Source organism: Arthrobacter sp. AZCC_0090 (assembly GCF_014207375.1).
Lineage (GTDB): Bacteria > Actinomycetota > Actinomycetes > Actinomycetales > Micrococcaceae > Arthrobacter.
The window spans coordinates 127120-142825 of the sequence record NZ_JACHEE010000004.1; the positions used below are offsets into that span (position 1 = coordinate 127120).

The following is a 15706-nucleotide window of genomic DNA, read 5'->3' on the forward strand; positions in this document are numbered from 1 at the left end:
AGCTCCGGGCACAGTTGGACAGCATCCTGCAGGCCTCCGTTCAACAAAGTGCGAGCTATGCGGACAACGCCGAGTTGATCGCGCTTGCGGCACTCCCCCAGGCCGCGGCAGCTCGGCGCCGTCGTCGAGCATGACGAACAGCGGCGCTCGGAACTGATGCGGACCTTGGCGGTATGGCTGGATACCGGGTGCAATACCGCGCAAGCGGCACGGGAACTGCACTTGGAACGGCAGTCGATGCACCACCGGCTCCAACGGATTTTCGAGTTGTGCGGCGGAGACCCGCGCGGAACGGGCCGGCTGGTAGCGTTTCACCTGGCAACCCGCCTGGCGCGCCTCTACTCTGCGCGCCCGATCACGGCCTTTTCCACCGGATCCCGGGGTGCTTCACTGGAAAGAACGACGGCGGCCACGTCGCCTTTCGCCGCAACGGGAGGTACTCGAATGCGCAAGATCATCCTGATGATGTCGGCGTCTTTGGACGGATTCTTCGAGACGCTCGACCGGGACATCAGCTGGCACCTCGTCGATGACGAACTCCTCGGTTTCTTGAACGAGCAGTTCCGAGGGATGGGGGCCTTCATGTTCGGGCGCATCACTTACGATGTGATGGCCGATTACTGGAACACGGCCGCGCCGGATCCGGACATCTCGGCGCACATGTTCGAGTTCGCGGGGATCTGGCGCGAGATGCCCAAGTTCGTGTTTTCGCGGACCCTCACCCAGGCAGGCTCGAACACCACGGTGATTCACGACGTCGTGCCCGAACAAATAGCGGAACTGAAGGCGCAGCCCGGCGGCGACATCGTCCTGAGCGGCGCAAATTTGGCTTCCGCGCTAATGCAGCACGGCTTGATCGACGAATTCCGGATTCGCGTAAATCCCATAGTCCTCGGGCAGGGCCGGCCGCTGTTCGAGGACCCTGGTGTGCGGATGGGCCTCAGGCTGGAGGGGACACGCACCTTCCGCAACGGCGTGGTTTTGCTTCACTACTCGCGAAACGGCGCCTGAACGGCCCACCGTTTGGTGGGCCGTTCAAACCCTACTTCAGCACCACGGTCCTGCTCCCTTGCAGGATCACACGGCCTTCGCAGTGCCAGCGCACGGCGTTGCTGAGTGCTTTGCACTCGGTGTCGCGTCCGGCCGCGACCAGTTCGTCCGGCCCGAAGGTGTGGTCCACCTCCACCACTTGCTGGGCGATGATGGGTCCTTCGTCCAATTCCCCGTTGACGTAGTGGGCGGTGGCCCCTACCGTCTTGACGCCCCTGGCATGCGCTTGGTGGTACGGCTTGGCACCTTTAAAGCTGGGCAGGAACGAATGGTGGATGTTGATGGCACGGCCGTCCAGCTTCCGCGCGAGATCGTCGCTGAGGACCTGCATGTAGCGGGCCAGGACCACCAGTTCGACGTCCAAGCGATCGATGAGATCAAGGAGTTGCCCCTCGGCCGCTGCCTTGGTGTCCGGGGTGACGGGCACATGGAAGAACGGAATGCCGTGCCATTCGACGGTCCGCCTGTGGTCCGGGTGGTTGGAGACTACCCCGACAATCTCGACGGGCAGTTCCCCGACGCGAGCCCGGAACAGGAGGTCGTTGAGGCAATGCTCGAATTTGGAGACCATGATCAGCACCCGCCGTTTGGCCCCGTGGCGATTCAGCTGCCAGCGCATGCCGAACTTCTCGGCAACAGGGGCGAAGGCTTCCCGCAGCGCGTCAATCGTCGATTCGTCCCCTTCCGAGGCGAAATGGACCCGCATGAAGAAGTGGCGGTCCAGCTGGGAGTCGAATTGCTTGCTGTCGATGATGTCGCAGCCGTGCTCCAGGAGGAAGCCGGAAACGGCGTGCACGATCCCCCGTGTCTCCGGGCAATCGAGCGTCAGGACATGCTCAACGGTGGTAGCCGGCAGCGCCGCTTCATGTCGCGGGGCGGTTTCATTTTGGGTCACAGTCATGGCTAGCACTCCACTACGTTGACGGCGAGGCCTCCGCGGGAGGTCTCCTTGTATTTGATTTTCATGTCCGCTCCTGTCTCTCGCATGGTTTTGATGGCTTTATCGAGGGATACTTTGTGGCTGCCGTCGCCGTGCAGGGCAAGGCGGGCGGCGTTGATGGCCTTCACGCTGGCGATCGCGTTGCGCTCGATGCACGGAATCTGCACCAGCCCGCCCACGGGATCGCAGGTGAGGCCGAGATTGTGTTCAATTCCTACTTCAGCGGCATTCTCCACTTGCTCGGGAGTGCCTCCGAGGACCTCGCAAAGGCCCGCGGCGGCCATCGAGCAGGCCGAGCCCACCTCACCTTGGCAACCGACTTCGGCACCCGAAATGGACGCATTGATCTTGAACAGGATCCCGACGGCGGCCGCGGCGAGCAAGAAGCGGACCACACCGTCGTCGTCGGCTCCTTGCACGAATTTCGTGTAGTAGTGCAGCACCGCCGGCACAATGCCGGCCGCACCGTTGGTCGGTGCCGTGACGATGCGGCCGCCCGCGGCGTTTTCCTCGTTCACGGCCAGCGCGAACAGGTTCACCCATTCCATGGCGAGCAGTGGGTCTGCCGAGCTTGAGCCCTGCAGTCCGGCGTCGGTGGCGGCGAGCGTCTTGAACAACGACGGCGCCCGTCGCCTCACGTTCAAGCCTCCTGGAAGGATGCCTTCCGCGGCGCAGCCATTGTCCACGCATTCGCGCATGACGGCCCAGATTTGCAGCAATCGCTCGCGAAGTTCGGCCTCGCTCCTCCACACGAGCTCGTTGCCGAGCATGACGTCCGAAATGGACATGTCCTCCCGTGCACAGATCGCAAGGAGCTCGTCCGCGGTGCTGAAGGGGTATGGCAGCACGGTGTCGTCAGCAACCACTTTGTCGCTTCCAGACGCATCGCCGTCCACCACGAAACCGCCGCCGATCGAGTAGTAACTGCGCTCGCGCAGGACTTTCCCGGTGTGGTCCAAGGCGCGGAAAGTCATGCCGTTAGGGTGGGCAGGCAAAGATTTGCGCCGGTGAAGGACCACGTCTTCGTCCCAGTTGAAGTCCACGCGGTGGTGTCCGGCTATCCGCAATTCGGCGTCCAGGGCGGCCGCGGCAACCTGATCGTCGGCAGTGGACGTGTCCACCGTTTCCGGCGATTGGCCCTGCAGCCCGAGTACCACGGCCTTGTCCGAGCCGTGGCCGCGGCCGGTGGCGCCCAGCGAGCCGAAAAGCTCTGCCTGGACGCGCACCGTTGCCGCGAGTTGCCCGGAGGATTCCAGGCCGTCGGTGAACTGCTTTGCCGCCCGCATCGGGCCGACCGTGTGCGAAGACGACGGCCCGATGCCAATGGAAAACAGGTCAAGCACGCTCAGTGCCATCAGGGGACCTCAGGAGAGGCGAATTCCCTCATGCCGTCAAGCAGCCAACGGCCCAGGAAATCGGCGAACGAAGCCCTCGGGAAGATCCGGAAGCTGTCCTCCCCGGTCTTCAACAGCATCGCCGGGATGTTTCCGATTTCCGTGGCCAGGGCCGTCCCGGTGCGGAAGGCGCGGGGGTGCAAGTCCAGCGAGCACCCCTTCTCCAGGACGTCCCGGGCACGGATGCCGGAAAGCTCGAAGGTGGTGCGGTTGGCGGACAAGTCCACCACCTGGCCCGGGTCGTCGCCCAAAGCCTCGACCAATGCGCGGACAAGGTCTCCGCCCAGGGAATCGTGGGCCGATTCCGGTGCGACCACCAGGAATTCGTCCGGCCCAAGCCACAAGGTGGTGGCCCTCTCGTCCCCACTGACCTCACCGCATGCCGCCGGCAGGCCGCCGGTCACGGACGCGAGGCGGGCTCCGGCGTCGGACGCCCGGTCAACCCGGACACCCACCATGGTCTGGAACGGGATCTCCTTCAACGCGACGGTTCCGGCCACGGAACCGGACTCGAAGGTCGGTGCCAGGTGCGACGCGGGGCTGCGGCGTGCCGCACGGAGCGTCTCGGGGTTTGCGGGTGTTGCTGTTTCAGCCATCTTTACGGGTCCCTTCAGCGTCGAAAAGTACGGTTTCTCCCACAACGACGTCCAGCAACTGGTCGCCGACGGAGGCCACCAGGGTCTCGCCGATCCGGTTGCGGCCGTTGGTGATGAGTGCCAGGCCGAAGGACCGGCCCAAAGCGGCACTGTGGTAGCTCGAGGTCACGAAGCCCTGCATCGGCACGGGGCCGTAAGCCGGGTTGACGGGGATTCCCTTTTCCACGAGCTGGGTGCCTTCCGGAAGACGGAACGAACCGTCCGCCGGAAGGACGCTGACCAGGTGCTTGCGGTCAGTGCGAACAGCATCCTCGCGGCTGTAAGAACGCTTGCCGATGAAGTCCTTGGCCTTGGAAACGATCCACTCCATCCCGGCATCCTGCGGGGTGACTGTACCGTCCGTGTCCTGCCCGACAATCGGGTAGCCCTTCTCGGCACGAAGAACGTGCATGGTCTCCGTGCCGTACGGGGTGATGTTGAACTCGGCACCTGCGGCAGCAACAGCTTCCCAGGTGTTGAGCCCATACCAGGACGGAACGTTGATTTCGTAGGCAAGCTCACCGGAGAACGAAATCCGGCAAACCCGTGCCTGAACTCCGGAGGCCAGCGTGGTCTCGCGGAACGTCATGAACGGGAACGCTTCGGCGTCCAGCCCGCCGTCGGCCGCCAGTTGCGGCGCAACTTTGGCGATCACGGCGCGGGATTTGGGTCCGACGACGGCAATCGTCGTCCACTGTTCGGTCACCGACGTGCACACCACATCGAGTTCCGGCCACTCGGTCTGGTGCCACTCCTCGAGCCAGTCAAGGACCTTCGCGGCGCCGCCGGTGGTGGTGGTCATGAAGTAGCGGCCCTCGTCGAGGCGCAAGGTCACACCGTCGTCGAAGATCATGCCGTCCGGGGTGCACATGACCCCGTAGCGGGCAGAGCCCGGAGCGAGCTTCTTGAACGCGTTGGTGTAGATGCGGTTCAGGAATTCACCGGCATCCTTGCCACGGATCTCGATCTTGCCCAAGGTGGTAGCGTCCATGAAGCCCACGGATTCCCGGACTGCCGCGCATTCGCGGAGCACGGCGGCGTCCATGTCCTCGCCCGCTTGCGGGTAGTACCACGGCCGCTTCCACTGGCCAACGTCCTCGAAGAGCGCTCCCTGGGCGACATGCCAGGGGTGGATGGAGGTCACTCGGGCGGGATCGAAAAGCTCGCCGCGCTGGCGTCCGGCCAACGCCGCGAAAGCCACCGGCGTGAAGGGTGCGCGGTAGGTGGTGGTGCCGATCTCGCCGATGCCGCGTTCAGCCTCGCCGGCCTGCTTGAGGGCCGCCGCGATCACGCCGATGGCGTTGACGCCGGAGGTCTTGCCCTGGTCGTTGGCGGTGCTGATGGAGGTGTACCGCTTGATGTGTTCCACCGAGCGCATGCCTGCCCCGGTGGAACGGAGCACGTCCGCCACGGACTGGTCGCGCTGGAAGTCTACGAAGTGGTGGTGCCATTCCCCCGCGTTTCCGCTCTGGCCCGGCACCAGCCACAACTGGCGGGTCGGGGCGGAGGCGACGGGCTCCTTGATCTCCGCGGGCACCGTCTGGGTGCTGAACCCCGCGGCGACCGCTGCGGCGGCTCCAGCGGAGATGCCATCGCCGAGGCAGTCCCCGAGCTCGTAGCTTCCGCGTCCTGCGCCGGCCACGTGCTGGTCCTTGACGACGGAGCTCGGCACGAAGCCAGCCAGGTCTTCGTCCCAACGCAACTTCCCCTGGCGCTGGCTGTGGAGGTGAACTACAGGACTCCAGCCGCCGGAAACCGCCAGCAGATCGCAAGCGAGCCGTTCGACGCCGGAGGTGACTTCGCCGTCGTCGTTGAGGCTGCGGATGGTGACGCCGTCGATCCGGCCGTTCTCCCCCGCGCCAGAGGTATCGGCGACGGCGCTGCCGACGAGGACGCGGATGCCGCTTTCAACGGCGGCTGCCGCTTCGTCGCTGAGCTTCGGACGGGCGTCGACGACGGCGGCGACCTTGATGCCCGCGGCCAGCAGATCGGCGGCCAAAAGGTAGGCGGAATCGTTCGTGGTGCCGATGACGACCCGGCGCCCGGCAGCGACGGCGTAGCGGTTGAGGTAGCTCCGCACGGCGGAGGCCAGCATGATGCCCGGGCGATCGTTGTTTTCGAAGACGAGCGGACGCTCGTGCGCGCCGGGGGCCAGGATTACCTGCTTAGCACGGATGTGCCAAATACGCTGGCGGGAGACACCGTCCGCGGCCGGGCTGCTGAGGTGGTCCGTACGGTTCTGTGCCGCGATCACATAGTTCGCGTCATAGGAGCCGAATGCCGTGGTGCGGTTGAGGACGGTACATTCGGCGGCGGAAACGAGCTCGGCCTCCACGTCCGCGATCCACTCCAGTGCCGGCTTGCCTTCAATCACTTCGGCGAGATCCGGCGCAGTGGAACCGGACAGCAGCGAGCCGCCGAGCTCGGGCTGGTCATCGATCAGGATGACCCTGGCGCCGGTGCGGACCGCCTCACGGGCTGCCGCGAGGCCGGAAACGCCGCCGCCAACCACCAGGACGTCGGTGTGGACGTATTTCTTATCGTACTCGGCGCGGTCCTCGTTGGGATCGAGCTTGCCCAGGCCGTTCAGGAACTCAACGCTGAGCCCGTCCACGAGGGACACGGCGGTCGCGGGAAGCATCGACTCGGCGACGTGGCCGGGGAAGCGGGCAGCCACCTTGACCAAGGCGTTGGATTCTTCCACTCCGGCGGACATGATGCCGCGGGGGCGATTCTCATAGAGCGAGTTGCCGACGCTGATGCGGCCGTTGGCAAGCAGTGCCGAGGCAATGGTGTCTCCCGGGTGTCCGGTGTATTCCTGGCCATCGACGGTGAACTGCCAGGCGATGCTGCGGTCGATGCGGCCGCCGGTGGCGAGGCGGGCGTTCTGCGGGGTCACTTTGTCGCTCCTTCCGAAGTGGTGGCTGCTGTGGTGTTCGCATCAGGGCGCGGCTCGCCCATTTTGTAGATGGCCTGGATGTCATAGCTGACGGTGTCGCGGAGCATGTTGAACCATTGGCGGCAACCGGTGCTGTGGACCCAGCGTTCGGCGAAGGCACCTTTCGTGTTGTCGCGGTAGAACAGGTACTCGGCCCATTGGCGGTCCGTCAGCGCGTCCGGGTTCTCCGGGTACGCCACGTGGGCCTGGCCGCCGTAGTGGAATTCTGTTTCGTCTCGTGGCCCGCAATTGGGGCAGCTGATGAGCAGCATGGTTGGTCTCCTAAAGGGCTGCGGCTAGTGGGCTGCGGCTAGTGGGCGACGGCGGCGGCGCCGTGTTCGTCGATCAGGGCACCGGTCTCGAAGCGTTCCAGCGAAAAAGGCTTGTTGAGCTCGTGCGGAGTGCCGGTGGCGATGGTGTGGGCGAAGGTCAAGCCGGCAGCGGGCGTGCCCTTGAAGCCGCCCGTTCCCCAACCACAGTTGACGAACATGTTCTCCACCGGGGTGGTGCCGATAATCGGCGAGGCATCCATGGTGGTGTCCACGATTCCGCCCCAGGTCCGGAGCACGTGGGCGCGGGCAAAGATCGGGAAGAGTTCGACGCCGGCGGCCATCTGGTGCTCGATCACGTGGAAGGAGCCGCGCTGGCCGTAGCCGTTGTAGGAGTCGACCCCGGCGCCCATGACCAGTTCGCCCTTGTGTGCCTGGGAAACGTAGACATGCACGTGGTTGGACATGACCACCGTGGGGTGGACGGGCTCGTGCAATTCGGACACCAACGCCTGGAGGGGGTGCGACTGGATCGGGAGGCGGAAACCGGCCATTTCGGCGAGGACCGAACTGTGGCCCGCGGCGGCGAGGCCAACTTTTTCGGTGTGGATGGTGCCTTGGTTGGTCTGGACGCCCACCACGCGGTTGCCGTCCTTGAGGAAGCCCGTCACTTCGCAGTTCTGGATGATGTCCACGCCGAGTTCATCGCACTTGCGGGCGAAAGCCCAAGCGACGTGATCGTGCTTAGCGATGCCGGCCCGGGGCTGGTACGTGGCACCCATGACCGGGTAGCGGATGTTGTCGCTGATGTTCAGGATGGGGCAGAGTTCCTTCACCTGCTGCGGGTCCAGCCATTCGGCGTCGACGCCGTTGAGCTTGTTCGCGCCGACGCGGCGGACGCTTTCGCGGACGTCACCCAAGGTGTGGGCGAGGTTCATGACGCCACGCTGGCTGAAGAGGAAATCGTATTCGAGCTCCTCGGGCAGGATCTCCCAGAGCTTGAGGGCGTGCTCGTAGATCGCGGCGCTCTCGTCCCAAAGGTAGTTGGAACGGATGATGGTGGTGTTGCGGGCCATGTTGCCACCGGCCAGCCAGCCCTTCTCAAGAACGGCGATGTTAGTCATTCCGTGGTTCTTCGCAAGGAAGTACGCGGTGGCCAGGCCGTGGCCGCCGCCGCCCACGATCACGGCGTCATAGGAGGACTTGGGCTCCGGGTTACGCCACAGGAAATCCGGGTGTTCGGGGAGGTGGTCTGCGCTCACTGGGCTGCTCCAATCATTTCTGCTTCAAGTTCAGTGGCTGCGGCGTCGTTGCCGGTCTGGGAAAGATGCGGGTAAAGGGGGAACTTCTCCGCCAGCGCGGTAACCCTCGCACGGAGTTCGACGGCGGTGTGGTCACCCAGGGTGCCGCTGGTTGCCGCGGCGATGAGCGCCGTCGCAATGATGTCTGCCACCTCGGCGAATTCCTCGGCCCCGAAGCCGCGGGCGGCGAGTGCCGGGGTTCCGATCCGGAGTCCGGATGAGACCATTGGCGGGCGGGGGTCGAACGGGACAGCGTTGCGGTTGACAGTGATGCCGATACGGTGAAGCGTGTCCTCGGCCTGCTGGCCGTCGAGTTCCGAGTGGCGCAAGTCCACGAGGATCAGGTGCACGTCGGTGCCGCCGTTGACCACGGAAATTCCTGCCGCGGCGACGTCTTCTTTCAGTAGCCGCTCCGCGAGGAGCTTGGCGCCTTCCAGCACACGTACTTGACGTTCCCGGAATTCGGGCTCTGCCGCCATCTTGAACGCGACAGCCTTGGCCGCGATCACGTGTTCCAGAGGCCCACCCTGCTGGCCCGGGAAGACTGCGCTGTTGATCTTGCGAGCGTACTGCTCCTTGGAGAGGATCACCCCACCGCGGGGGCCGCCGAGGGTCTTGTGGGTCGTGGTAGTCACGACGTCCGCGTACGGCACCGGGTTGGGGTGCAGGCCCGCGGCGACGAGGCCGGCGAAGTGCGCCATATCCACCATGAGGTAGGCGCCCACGAGGTCGGCGATGCGGCGGAATTCGGCGAAATCCAAGTGGCGCGAGTACGCGGACCAGCCGGCAACGATCAGCTTCGGGCGGTGTTCCAGGGCCAGGGCTTCAACTTCCGCCATGTCCACCCGGAGGTCGGATTCGCTGACGTGGTACGGGATGACCTTGTACAGCTTTCCGGAGAAGTTGATGCGCATGCCGTGGGTCAGGTGGCCGCCGTGTGCGAGGTCGAGGCCCATGATGGTGTCCCCCGGCTCGAGGAGCGCGAACATGGCCGCGGCGTTGGCCTGGGCGCCGGAGTGCGGCTGGACGTTTGCGGCTTCTGCACCGAAGAGGGTCTTCACGCGGTCGATGGCCAACTGTTCGATGACGTCCACGTGCTCGCAGCCGCCGTAGTAGCGCTTGCCCGGGTAGCCTTCGGCGTACTTGTTGGTCAGAACCGAGCCCTGTGCCTGCATGACGGCTGCAGGGGCGAAGTTTTCGGAGGCGATCATTTCCAGCGTGGACTGCTGCCGGATGAGTTCCTGGGCGATCGCCTGCTCAACCTCCGGGTCCGCCTCAGCGAGCGGGCGGATCAGCGGTTCAACCATCATGTTCTCCTTTTGAGATACTTATATTTACTGACTAATCAGCAACTGATATATTAGAACTATTGCCATAGTATGTTGAAGATCACAGAACCGTCAACAGCCCGGCAGCAACTGATCCGCCAGACTTGAAAGTGCGGCAAACGGGAGAGAGCACATGAGCACAGCATTGGAAGCACTGGACACGGGCACACAGGGAGCGTCCTTGGCGGAAAACGCCTACCTGCTCCTCCGCGACCGGCTCATCATGCTGGACATCAAACCCGGCGATCCCATCAACGACGGGCAGATTGCCGCCGAGCTCGGCATCGGACGGACACCCGTGCGCGAAGCCATCAAGCGCCTCGAAAGCGACCACTTGGTGGTGTCATACCCCCGCCGCGGAACCTTTGCCACCGGCGTCGACATCACCCAACTAGCGGACGTCTCCGAAATCCGGGAGCTGCTTGAGCCCCTGGCCTCACGTCGGGCAGCCCGCATGGCCAGCCCCAAGCTGCGGGAAGAACTGCGCGAGGTCGCCGCCGCCATCAGCGGCCTGGAAGCACACGACGCCGGCCAGCAGGAACTCATGCGCTACGACATCCAGGTGCACCGGCTCATCTACAAGGCCGCGGCCAATCCGCACCTTGAGGACGTGCTGATCCGCTACGACAACCTCGCAACACGCATCTGGTGCCACATGCTGGACAAGATGCCCTCCGTGACGGGCCACGTCGCAGAGCACGCGGAATTGCTCACCGCGATCGCCGACGGCGACGAAGACCGCGCGGCCGCGCTCGCCCTGCACCACGTGGTGAGTTTCGAAGAGACGATCCGCAAGGTGCTTTAGGTTCGGCGGGTGCTTTAGGTTCGGCGGGTGCTTTAGGTTCGGGGCATACCCCTGTCTAGCCGTTTCTCTTCCAGTGCTTGGGCCACTTCACGTTCAACAGCAGCAACCCCAGCAAGAGCGAGTCGACTGTCATTACTCCCGCCATGAAGTATGCCCAACCGGCCATCATGGCTCCTTCACCACCAGTCGGCCCGAGGTGCGGGGTTGCATCAGAATACGCATACCAATCTCCTGACTTGGATCCCCCAGTCAATCGATAGTCCACCAAGTGTGGCACGACGGCGCCTAAGAAGGAACGGTTTTAAGCGATCGACGGCGGGCCGCACTGAAAGGTGTGGGCCGCCGTCGTGCGGGTCTAAGGGTTGAATATGTGCGGTCGATGGGGCCGGCCAGCCTCACGCGTCAGGGGCCAGGCCAGGAAGTCGGGATTGTTGCCGCCGGAATTCAGTGGGCGCAACGCCGACATGCTGGGTGAACAACCGCGTGAAATACGCGGGATCTTCATAACCAACGCGGCTGGCCACCTTCCCAACGGGCAACGAACCCTTCGGCCAGCAGTGACTGCGCCTGAGAGATCCGTGTCCCAAGGATGTAGTTCAAGGGGCTCAGGCCGGTCGATGCACGGACGATGCACCTCAACTCGGTGAGCGAGACCCCGGCCGCCCTGGCACGGTCGGCCATGGCCATGGGCCGGAAAGCTGTGCTTTTCAAAGTGGCCAGTACCTGACGGTCCCGGCCCATGGTTGCAGCATCCGCAACTCCCGAGGCCAGAAAGGCGAGGAGCAGACGCTGGGTGGCAACCGACGCTTCGACGCTCCCACGCAGCCCCACCGTGGACAGGGCGGCGTGAAGTTCAGCAAACACGGCCGCAACCCGCTCCGGCATTGCCCGCAGCCCAGTGACTGGCCGACCCGGGTCAAGAATTCCCAGATCTCGGTAAAGCTGGACACCTGCACCAGTGAACAAAACCCAGTGTTCGGTCCACCCATCCTTGTCGGGACCATAGGTGTGGGGAACGCCTGGAGGCACTGAGATCAAGGCCGGAGCACGTACCGCCTTTTTGGGCTCTCGCGGCCCCCCCGACGTACCAGCCCGTCCCCGATGAAATGTAGACCACCGCGTGGCAGGGGAGCTTCCTGTCCCTCGGGGATGGGGCCGTGGCAACCTGCTCTCCCGCCCCGAGACAGCCGACAGCCGCGTGGCCCAACGTTAATGGCGACGTCGAATAGAGCGCCCAATGTTGCGAATAATCCAAGGCGTGGTCCTGACCCGCGAAAATCCAACGATTTCTGACAATAGTCCATGGAGTATTGTCCAAGCCTGAACGAGGCCATCAGCATGGTCACATCAAACGGATACGAATTGGACGATTCACCGGTACGCCTCGGCTACCTTAATCCGGTCCCCACAGCGGAACGCGACGATAGGGGTTCCCTGTGGTCCAGGCTTCGCCGGGACGGCTACCTCTATCTCACCAACCATCTTGACCCGAGCATGGTCGAATCGTTCCGGGAGTACTACTTTTCACAGATGGTCGGCACGGGGCTGCTCGAACCCGGAACCGATCCGGCCACCGGGGTCGGCGCGAGCGGCGCCGTCAACCTCGGGAAGGTGCGGGAAATCCTCTTCGGCGAGATCGTCCCCGGTGCCGTTTACGCGGCGTTGACCAGCCATCCGGCCATCCGCGGATGGTTCGAATGGTTCCTGGAAGGTGAAGTCCACCTTCACAAGCGCAAGATTATCCGCCACATCCGTCCGGGAGAGGCCGGCATCGGTACGGCAACCCAGGCACACTACGACTTGATCTATCTACGCGAAGGCAGCGAACGTGTTCTTTCCATGTGGATCCCGCTTGGTGACTGCCCCGTCGAGATGGGCGGGCTGACCTATCTGGAAGGAAGCCACCACTGGGCGATGGCCGACGAACGTGAGCGTGGACTGCAGCGTCCAGCTGCCTCAATGACCGCGGACCTGCCAGCGCTGGCCAACGAGCACGACGGCCGCTGGCTACTCGCCAACTACCGCGCTGGCGACGTTATGGTCCATTCCTCGTACATGGTGCACGCAGGGAGCGACAACGTCGACTCAGCCAACCGGATCCGCCTCTCCACCGACATTCGCTACCAGCGGGCTTCGGAACCGATCGATTGGCGTTGGCAGGAGCACTGGAACTACGACGATGGCCTCTAGGCTCCACAGTCACCCAGGGCGCTGCCTCAGCCCGGGGTGAGGACGCAGAACTCGTTGCCCTCAGGGTCGGCGAGGCACACCCACGGCACATCGCCCTGGCCGACGTCGGCGTCCGTGGCGCCCAGGGTCCGCAGCCGGGCCACCTCCGATGCTTGATCGTCGCCGGGGTACGGCCTCAGGTCCAGATGGACACGGCCATACACGGAGTTCACGGTGGGTGTGCGAACGAACTCCAGATACGGCCCGACACCCTTGGCCGAACGGAGCCTCGCAAGATCGTCGGTCACCTCGTGCAGGGTCCAGTCCATCGCCTCGCCCCAGAACCGGGCCATGGCCCGCGGATCCGCACAATTGACTACCACCGCGGCGATCGGCCCGGTGTCCCCGTAGATCGATCGAGGTTCCAGCACGCAGAACAGGTTGCCCTCCGGATCGGCCAGAACCCTCCAAGGCACATCCCCCTGGCCGACGTCGGCGGGTGTTGCACCGAGCTCCACAAGGCGCGCAACCAGCTCCGCCTGATGGGCCTCAGAGGTGGTGGCGAGATCGAGGTGCGCGCGGTACCTCACCGTCTTGGGGTCCGGGACGGTGACGACATCGACGCAGACGGCAACGGGATCCGGCAAGACGACGCCCACGGGTTCAACATTTGTCACACCGGGTCCTTCGCTGGAAACACCCCAGCCGAGGGCGTCCGCCCAAAACCGGCCGAGCGCCGAGTCATCCCGAGCCTTGAAATTCACCTGAACAAGTCTCAACGCCATACCGCCCGATCCTATAGCCACGAAAATCCCGATATGGGAGGCACGCCAGCGACACGAGACACGCAGCCCAGAGTGGCCGCCCACTTGACCGCGTTTGAGACGATGAACCACATGGACGCTGACTCACTGCTTGCCAACGACCCCGACACCGATTCCGCCGGCGCGCACCATGCCGGTGTGCAGTCCGTGGACCGGGCCATCACCGTGCTCGAAATCCTGGCCCGAAACGGTGACGCCGGCGTGAGTGAGATCGCGGAGGAAATGGGCGTCCACAAATCAACGGCGTCGCGACTGCTGAGCGCCCTGGATGCCCGCGGCATGGTGCAGCAGAACCACGAGCGCGGAAAATACCAACTCGGTTTCAACATACTGCGCTTGGCTAGTGCCATCCCGGCCCGCCTCAGCCTGGTCAGGGAGGCCCGGGAAGATCTCGAAGCCCTCGCCGAAAAGTTCGCTGAGACCGCGAACTTGGCCGTGCTGCGGTCAAACTTCGCGGTCAACGTGGACCAGGCCATTGGCCCCAACACGCTCGGCACGCAGGACTGGATCGGCGGCCTCACCCCGCTTCACGCCACATCCAGCGGCAAGGTCATGCTTGCCGCCCTGCCACCCGCGACGCGCGACCGTGTCCTCAGGGAGGCCGGCCAGGCCCAATACACGGCACAGACCATCACGGACCGCGACGAGTTGGAGCAGCAAATGCCAGTCATTGCGGAAGCCGGGTACGCCGTCACCTACGAAGAACTCGAACGCGGTCTCAACGCCGTCGCCGTTCCCATCCGCAACCACAGCGGCACCGTGATCGGGGCGATCAGCCTTTCCGGCCCCGCGTTCCGTTTCGAACCCGAAAAAATACCCGGCCTCCTTGATGCGCTCAAGCAGGCCGGGCATTCAATCAGCGTGAAGATGGGTTACACCGCAGCCAGCGGCGGCTAGCCCTCCACCGGGACGTCCGCGATCTTGCTGGTGACCCAGCTGTGGAACGCCTCAATGTGGTGCTCGCTGGGCACCAGGACGCCGCCCTTGGCATAGATCTTGGAGCCCATGGCCGGCTGGCAGCGTTCGCAGGCGTCGAAGTCCTGCTCGTTGACCCGGTGGAACAGCTCAACCGATGCCGAGACGTCCTTACCTGATTCCACCACGCTGGGCAGGTACAGCCAGTCGCACTCGACGATCGTGTGGTCCGCCGCCAGCGGAAACATGCGGTGGATGATGACGTGGTCCGGGACCAGGTTGACGAAGACGTTCGGCTTGATGGTCACTGCGTAGTAGCGGCGATCCTGGTCATCGCCGACTCCGGGAATGCGGTCCAGGCCCTCGGAGCCGTCAATCGTGAAGCCCTTGATGTCCTCGCCGAACTCGGCGCCGTGGCCCACAAAGTACTGGGCCGCCAGCCCGTCGGCGAACTCCGGCAGCACTTCGGTCAGCTCGGGGTGGATCGTGGCGCAGTGGTAGCACTCCATGAAGTTCTCAATGATGAGCTTCCAGTTGGCCTTGACGTCATACTTGATGCGGCGGCCCAGGCTCAGGTTGGCGATGTCGTAGTCGTCAACGGCCCGCAGGTCCCCGAGGCGCTCCTCGATGGCACCCATCACGTCTTCTTCGAACGACGGCGGCTCATCCGCGAGGCAAACCCAGACGTAGCCCATGTATTCACGGGCGTGGACCTTGACGAGTCCGTATTCGTTGCGGTCGATGTCCGGCATCTTGGTCAGGTTGGGGGCGGCGATGAGCTTCCCCTCGAGGTCGTAGGTCCAGGCGTGGTAGGGGCACTGGAACGAACGGTTGGCTTCGCCGGATTCCTCCATGCACAGCTTCACGCCGCGGTGCCGGCAGATGTTGTAGAACGCGCGGATCTCTCCCTTGCGGGTGCGGTTGATGAGCACGCTCTCGCGGCCGATCTGCACGGTTTTGAACGAGCCGGCTTTTTCCAGGTCCGCGGTCCGCACTGCGCAGAACCACATTTGTTCAAAGATGTGTTCCTGCTCGGCACGGAAGATGTCTTCGCTGACATACGTGTGGCCGGGGAGAGTGGGGATCAGGCTGGGGGAAACAACTTCAGTGGTCATGCTGACTCCTATTCAGTGATGAA

15 protein-coding genes and 1 pseudogene are annotated in these 15706 nt (G+C 64.1%); 5 read left to right on the top strand and 11 right to left on the bottom strand.

From position 1 onward, the window contains the following. Nucleotides 1-105: 105 nt before the first annotated feature. Nucleotides 106-339, top strand: a pseudogene (locus HNP00_RS22930) (helix-turn-helix domain-containing protein); the annotation flags it as partial. 51 nt (nt 340-390) lie between these two features. Next, on the top strand, nt 391-1011 hold the full coding sequence (locus tag HNP00_RS07885) for a dihydrofolate reductase family protein (protein ID WP_395893804.1): 621 nt from the start codon (nt 391-393) through the stop codon (nt 1009-1011). Between the two features lie 31 nt (nt 1012-1042). Here the strand turns inward: HNP00_RS07885 and purU are convergent, their stop codons facing one another. The 7 genes from purU to glyA are packed head-to-tail and all read right to left on the bottom strand — an operon-like array spanning nt 1043 to nt 9834. Then, nucleotides 1043-1951 (bottom strand): formyltetrahydrofolate deformylase, encoded by a 909-nt coding sequence (purU, locus tag HNP00_RS07890; protein WP_184737686.1) that lies wholly within the window; start codon nt 1949-1951, stop codon nt 1043-1045. Between the two features lie 2 nt (nt 1952-1953). Then, nucleotides 1954-3345, bottom strand: a complete 1392-nt coding sequence (locus HNP00_RS07895; protein WP_184737688.1) for an L-serine ammonia-lyase — start codon at nt 3343-3345, stop codon at nt 1954-1956. Next, on the bottom strand, nt 3345-3980 hold the full coding sequence (locus HNP00_RS07900; RefSeq protein ID WP_184737690.1) for a sarcosine oxidase subunit gamma: 636 nt from the start codon (nt 3978-3980) through the stop codon (nt 3345-3347). Before HNP00_RS07900 ends, HNP00_RS07895 begins: the two co-directional genes overlap by 1 nt. Continuing rightward, entirely contained in the window at nt 3973-6918 is a 2946-nt protein-coding gene (locus HNP00_RS07905; protein ID WP_184737692.1) for a sarcosine oxidase subunit alpha family protein, read from the bottom strand. The genes HNP00_RS07900 and HNP00_RS07905 overlap by 8 nt, the downstream gene beginning before the upstream one ends. Beyond that, nucleotides 6915-7229, bottom strand: a complete 315-nt coding sequence (locus HNP00_RS07910) for a sarcosine oxidase subunit delta (RefSeq protein ID WP_184737694.1) — start codon at nt 7227-7229, stop codon at nt 6915-6917. Before HNP00_RS07910 ends, HNP00_RS07905 begins: the two co-directional genes overlap by 4 nt. Before the next feature lie 38 nt (nt 7230-7267). Then, complete coding sequence (locus tag HNP00_RS07915) at nt 7268-8488, bottom strand: sarcosine oxidase subunit beta family protein (protein WP_184737696.1); 1221 nt, start codon at nt 8486-8488, stop codon at nt 7268-7270. Continuing rightward, nucleotides 8485-9834 (bottom strand): serine hydroxymethyltransferase, encoded by a 1350-nt coding sequence (gene glyA, locus HNP00_RS07920; RefSeq protein WP_184737698.1) that lies wholly within the window; start codon nt 9832-9834, stop codon nt 8485-8487. The genes HNP00_RS07915 and glyA overlap by 4 nt, the downstream gene beginning before the upstream one ends. Before the next feature lie 154 nt (nt 9835-9988). On the opposite strand from glyA, the gene HNP00_RS07925 reads away from it, so the two are divergent. Then, the gene (locus tag HNP00_RS07925; RefSeq protein ID WP_184737700.1) at nt 9989-10660 is read left to right on the top strand and encodes a GntR family transcriptional regulator; all 672 of its coding nucleotides are present in this window, start codon (nt 9989-9991) and stop codon (nt 10658-10660) included. 395 nt (nt 10661-11055) lie between these two features. Here the strand turns inward: HNP00_RS07925 and HNP00_RS23765 are convergent, their stop codons facing one another. Both HNP00_RS23765 and HNP00_RS07935 read right to left on the bottom strand, forming a co-directional pair. After that, on the bottom strand, nt 11056-11184 hold the full coding sequence (locus HNP00_RS23765; RefSeq protein WP_184737702.1) for an AraC family transcriptional regulator: 129 nt from the start codon (nt 11182-11184) through the stop codon (nt 11056-11058). Next, nucleotides 11162-11689 (bottom strand): AraC family ligand binding domain-containing protein, encoded by a 528-nt coding sequence (locus HNP00_RS07935; RefSeq protein WP_311770539.1) that lies wholly within the window; start codon nt 11687-11689, stop codon nt 11162-11164. Before HNP00_RS07935 ends, HNP00_RS23765 begins: the two co-directional genes overlap by 23 nt. 309 nt (nt 11690-11998) lie before the next feature. Here HNP00_RS07935 and HNP00_RS07940 point away from each other — a divergent pair, with 309 nt between their 5' ends. After that, nucleotides 11999-12850: a phytanoyl-CoA dioxygenase family protein gene (locus tag HNP00_RS07940; protein ID WP_184737706.1), complete on the top strand. Its 852-nt coding sequence runs from the start codon at nt 11999-12001 to the stop codon at nt 12848-12850. A gap of 26 nt (nt 12851-12876) precedes the next feature. Here the strand turns inward: HNP00_RS07940 and HNP00_RS07945 are convergent, their stop codons facing one another. After that, complete coding sequence (locus HNP00_RS07945; RefSeq protein WP_184737708.1) at nt 12877-13614, bottom strand: VOC family protein; 738 nt, start codon at nt 13612-13614, stop codon at nt 12877-12879. A 111-nt stretch (nt 13615-13725) separates the two neighbouring features. On the opposite strand from HNP00_RS07945, the gene HNP00_RS07950 reads away from it, so the two are divergent. After that, nucleotides 13726-14550: an IclR family transcriptional regulator gene (locus tag HNP00_RS07950; protein WP_184737710.1), complete on the top strand. Its 825-nt coding sequence runs from the start codon at nt 13726-13728 to the stop codon at nt 14548-14550. On the opposite strand, the gene HNP00_RS07955 is transcribed toward HNP00_RS07950, so the two are convergent. After that, entirely contained in the window at nt 14547-15683 is a 1137-nt protein-coding gene (locus tag HNP00_RS07955) for an aromatic ring-hydroxylating dioxygenase subunit alpha (RefSeq protein ID WP_184737712.1), read from the bottom strand. The two genes, HNP00_RS07950 and HNP00_RS07955, sit on opposite strands and share 4 nt — an antisense overlap. Nucleotides 15684-15706 lie beyond the last annotated feature (23 nt).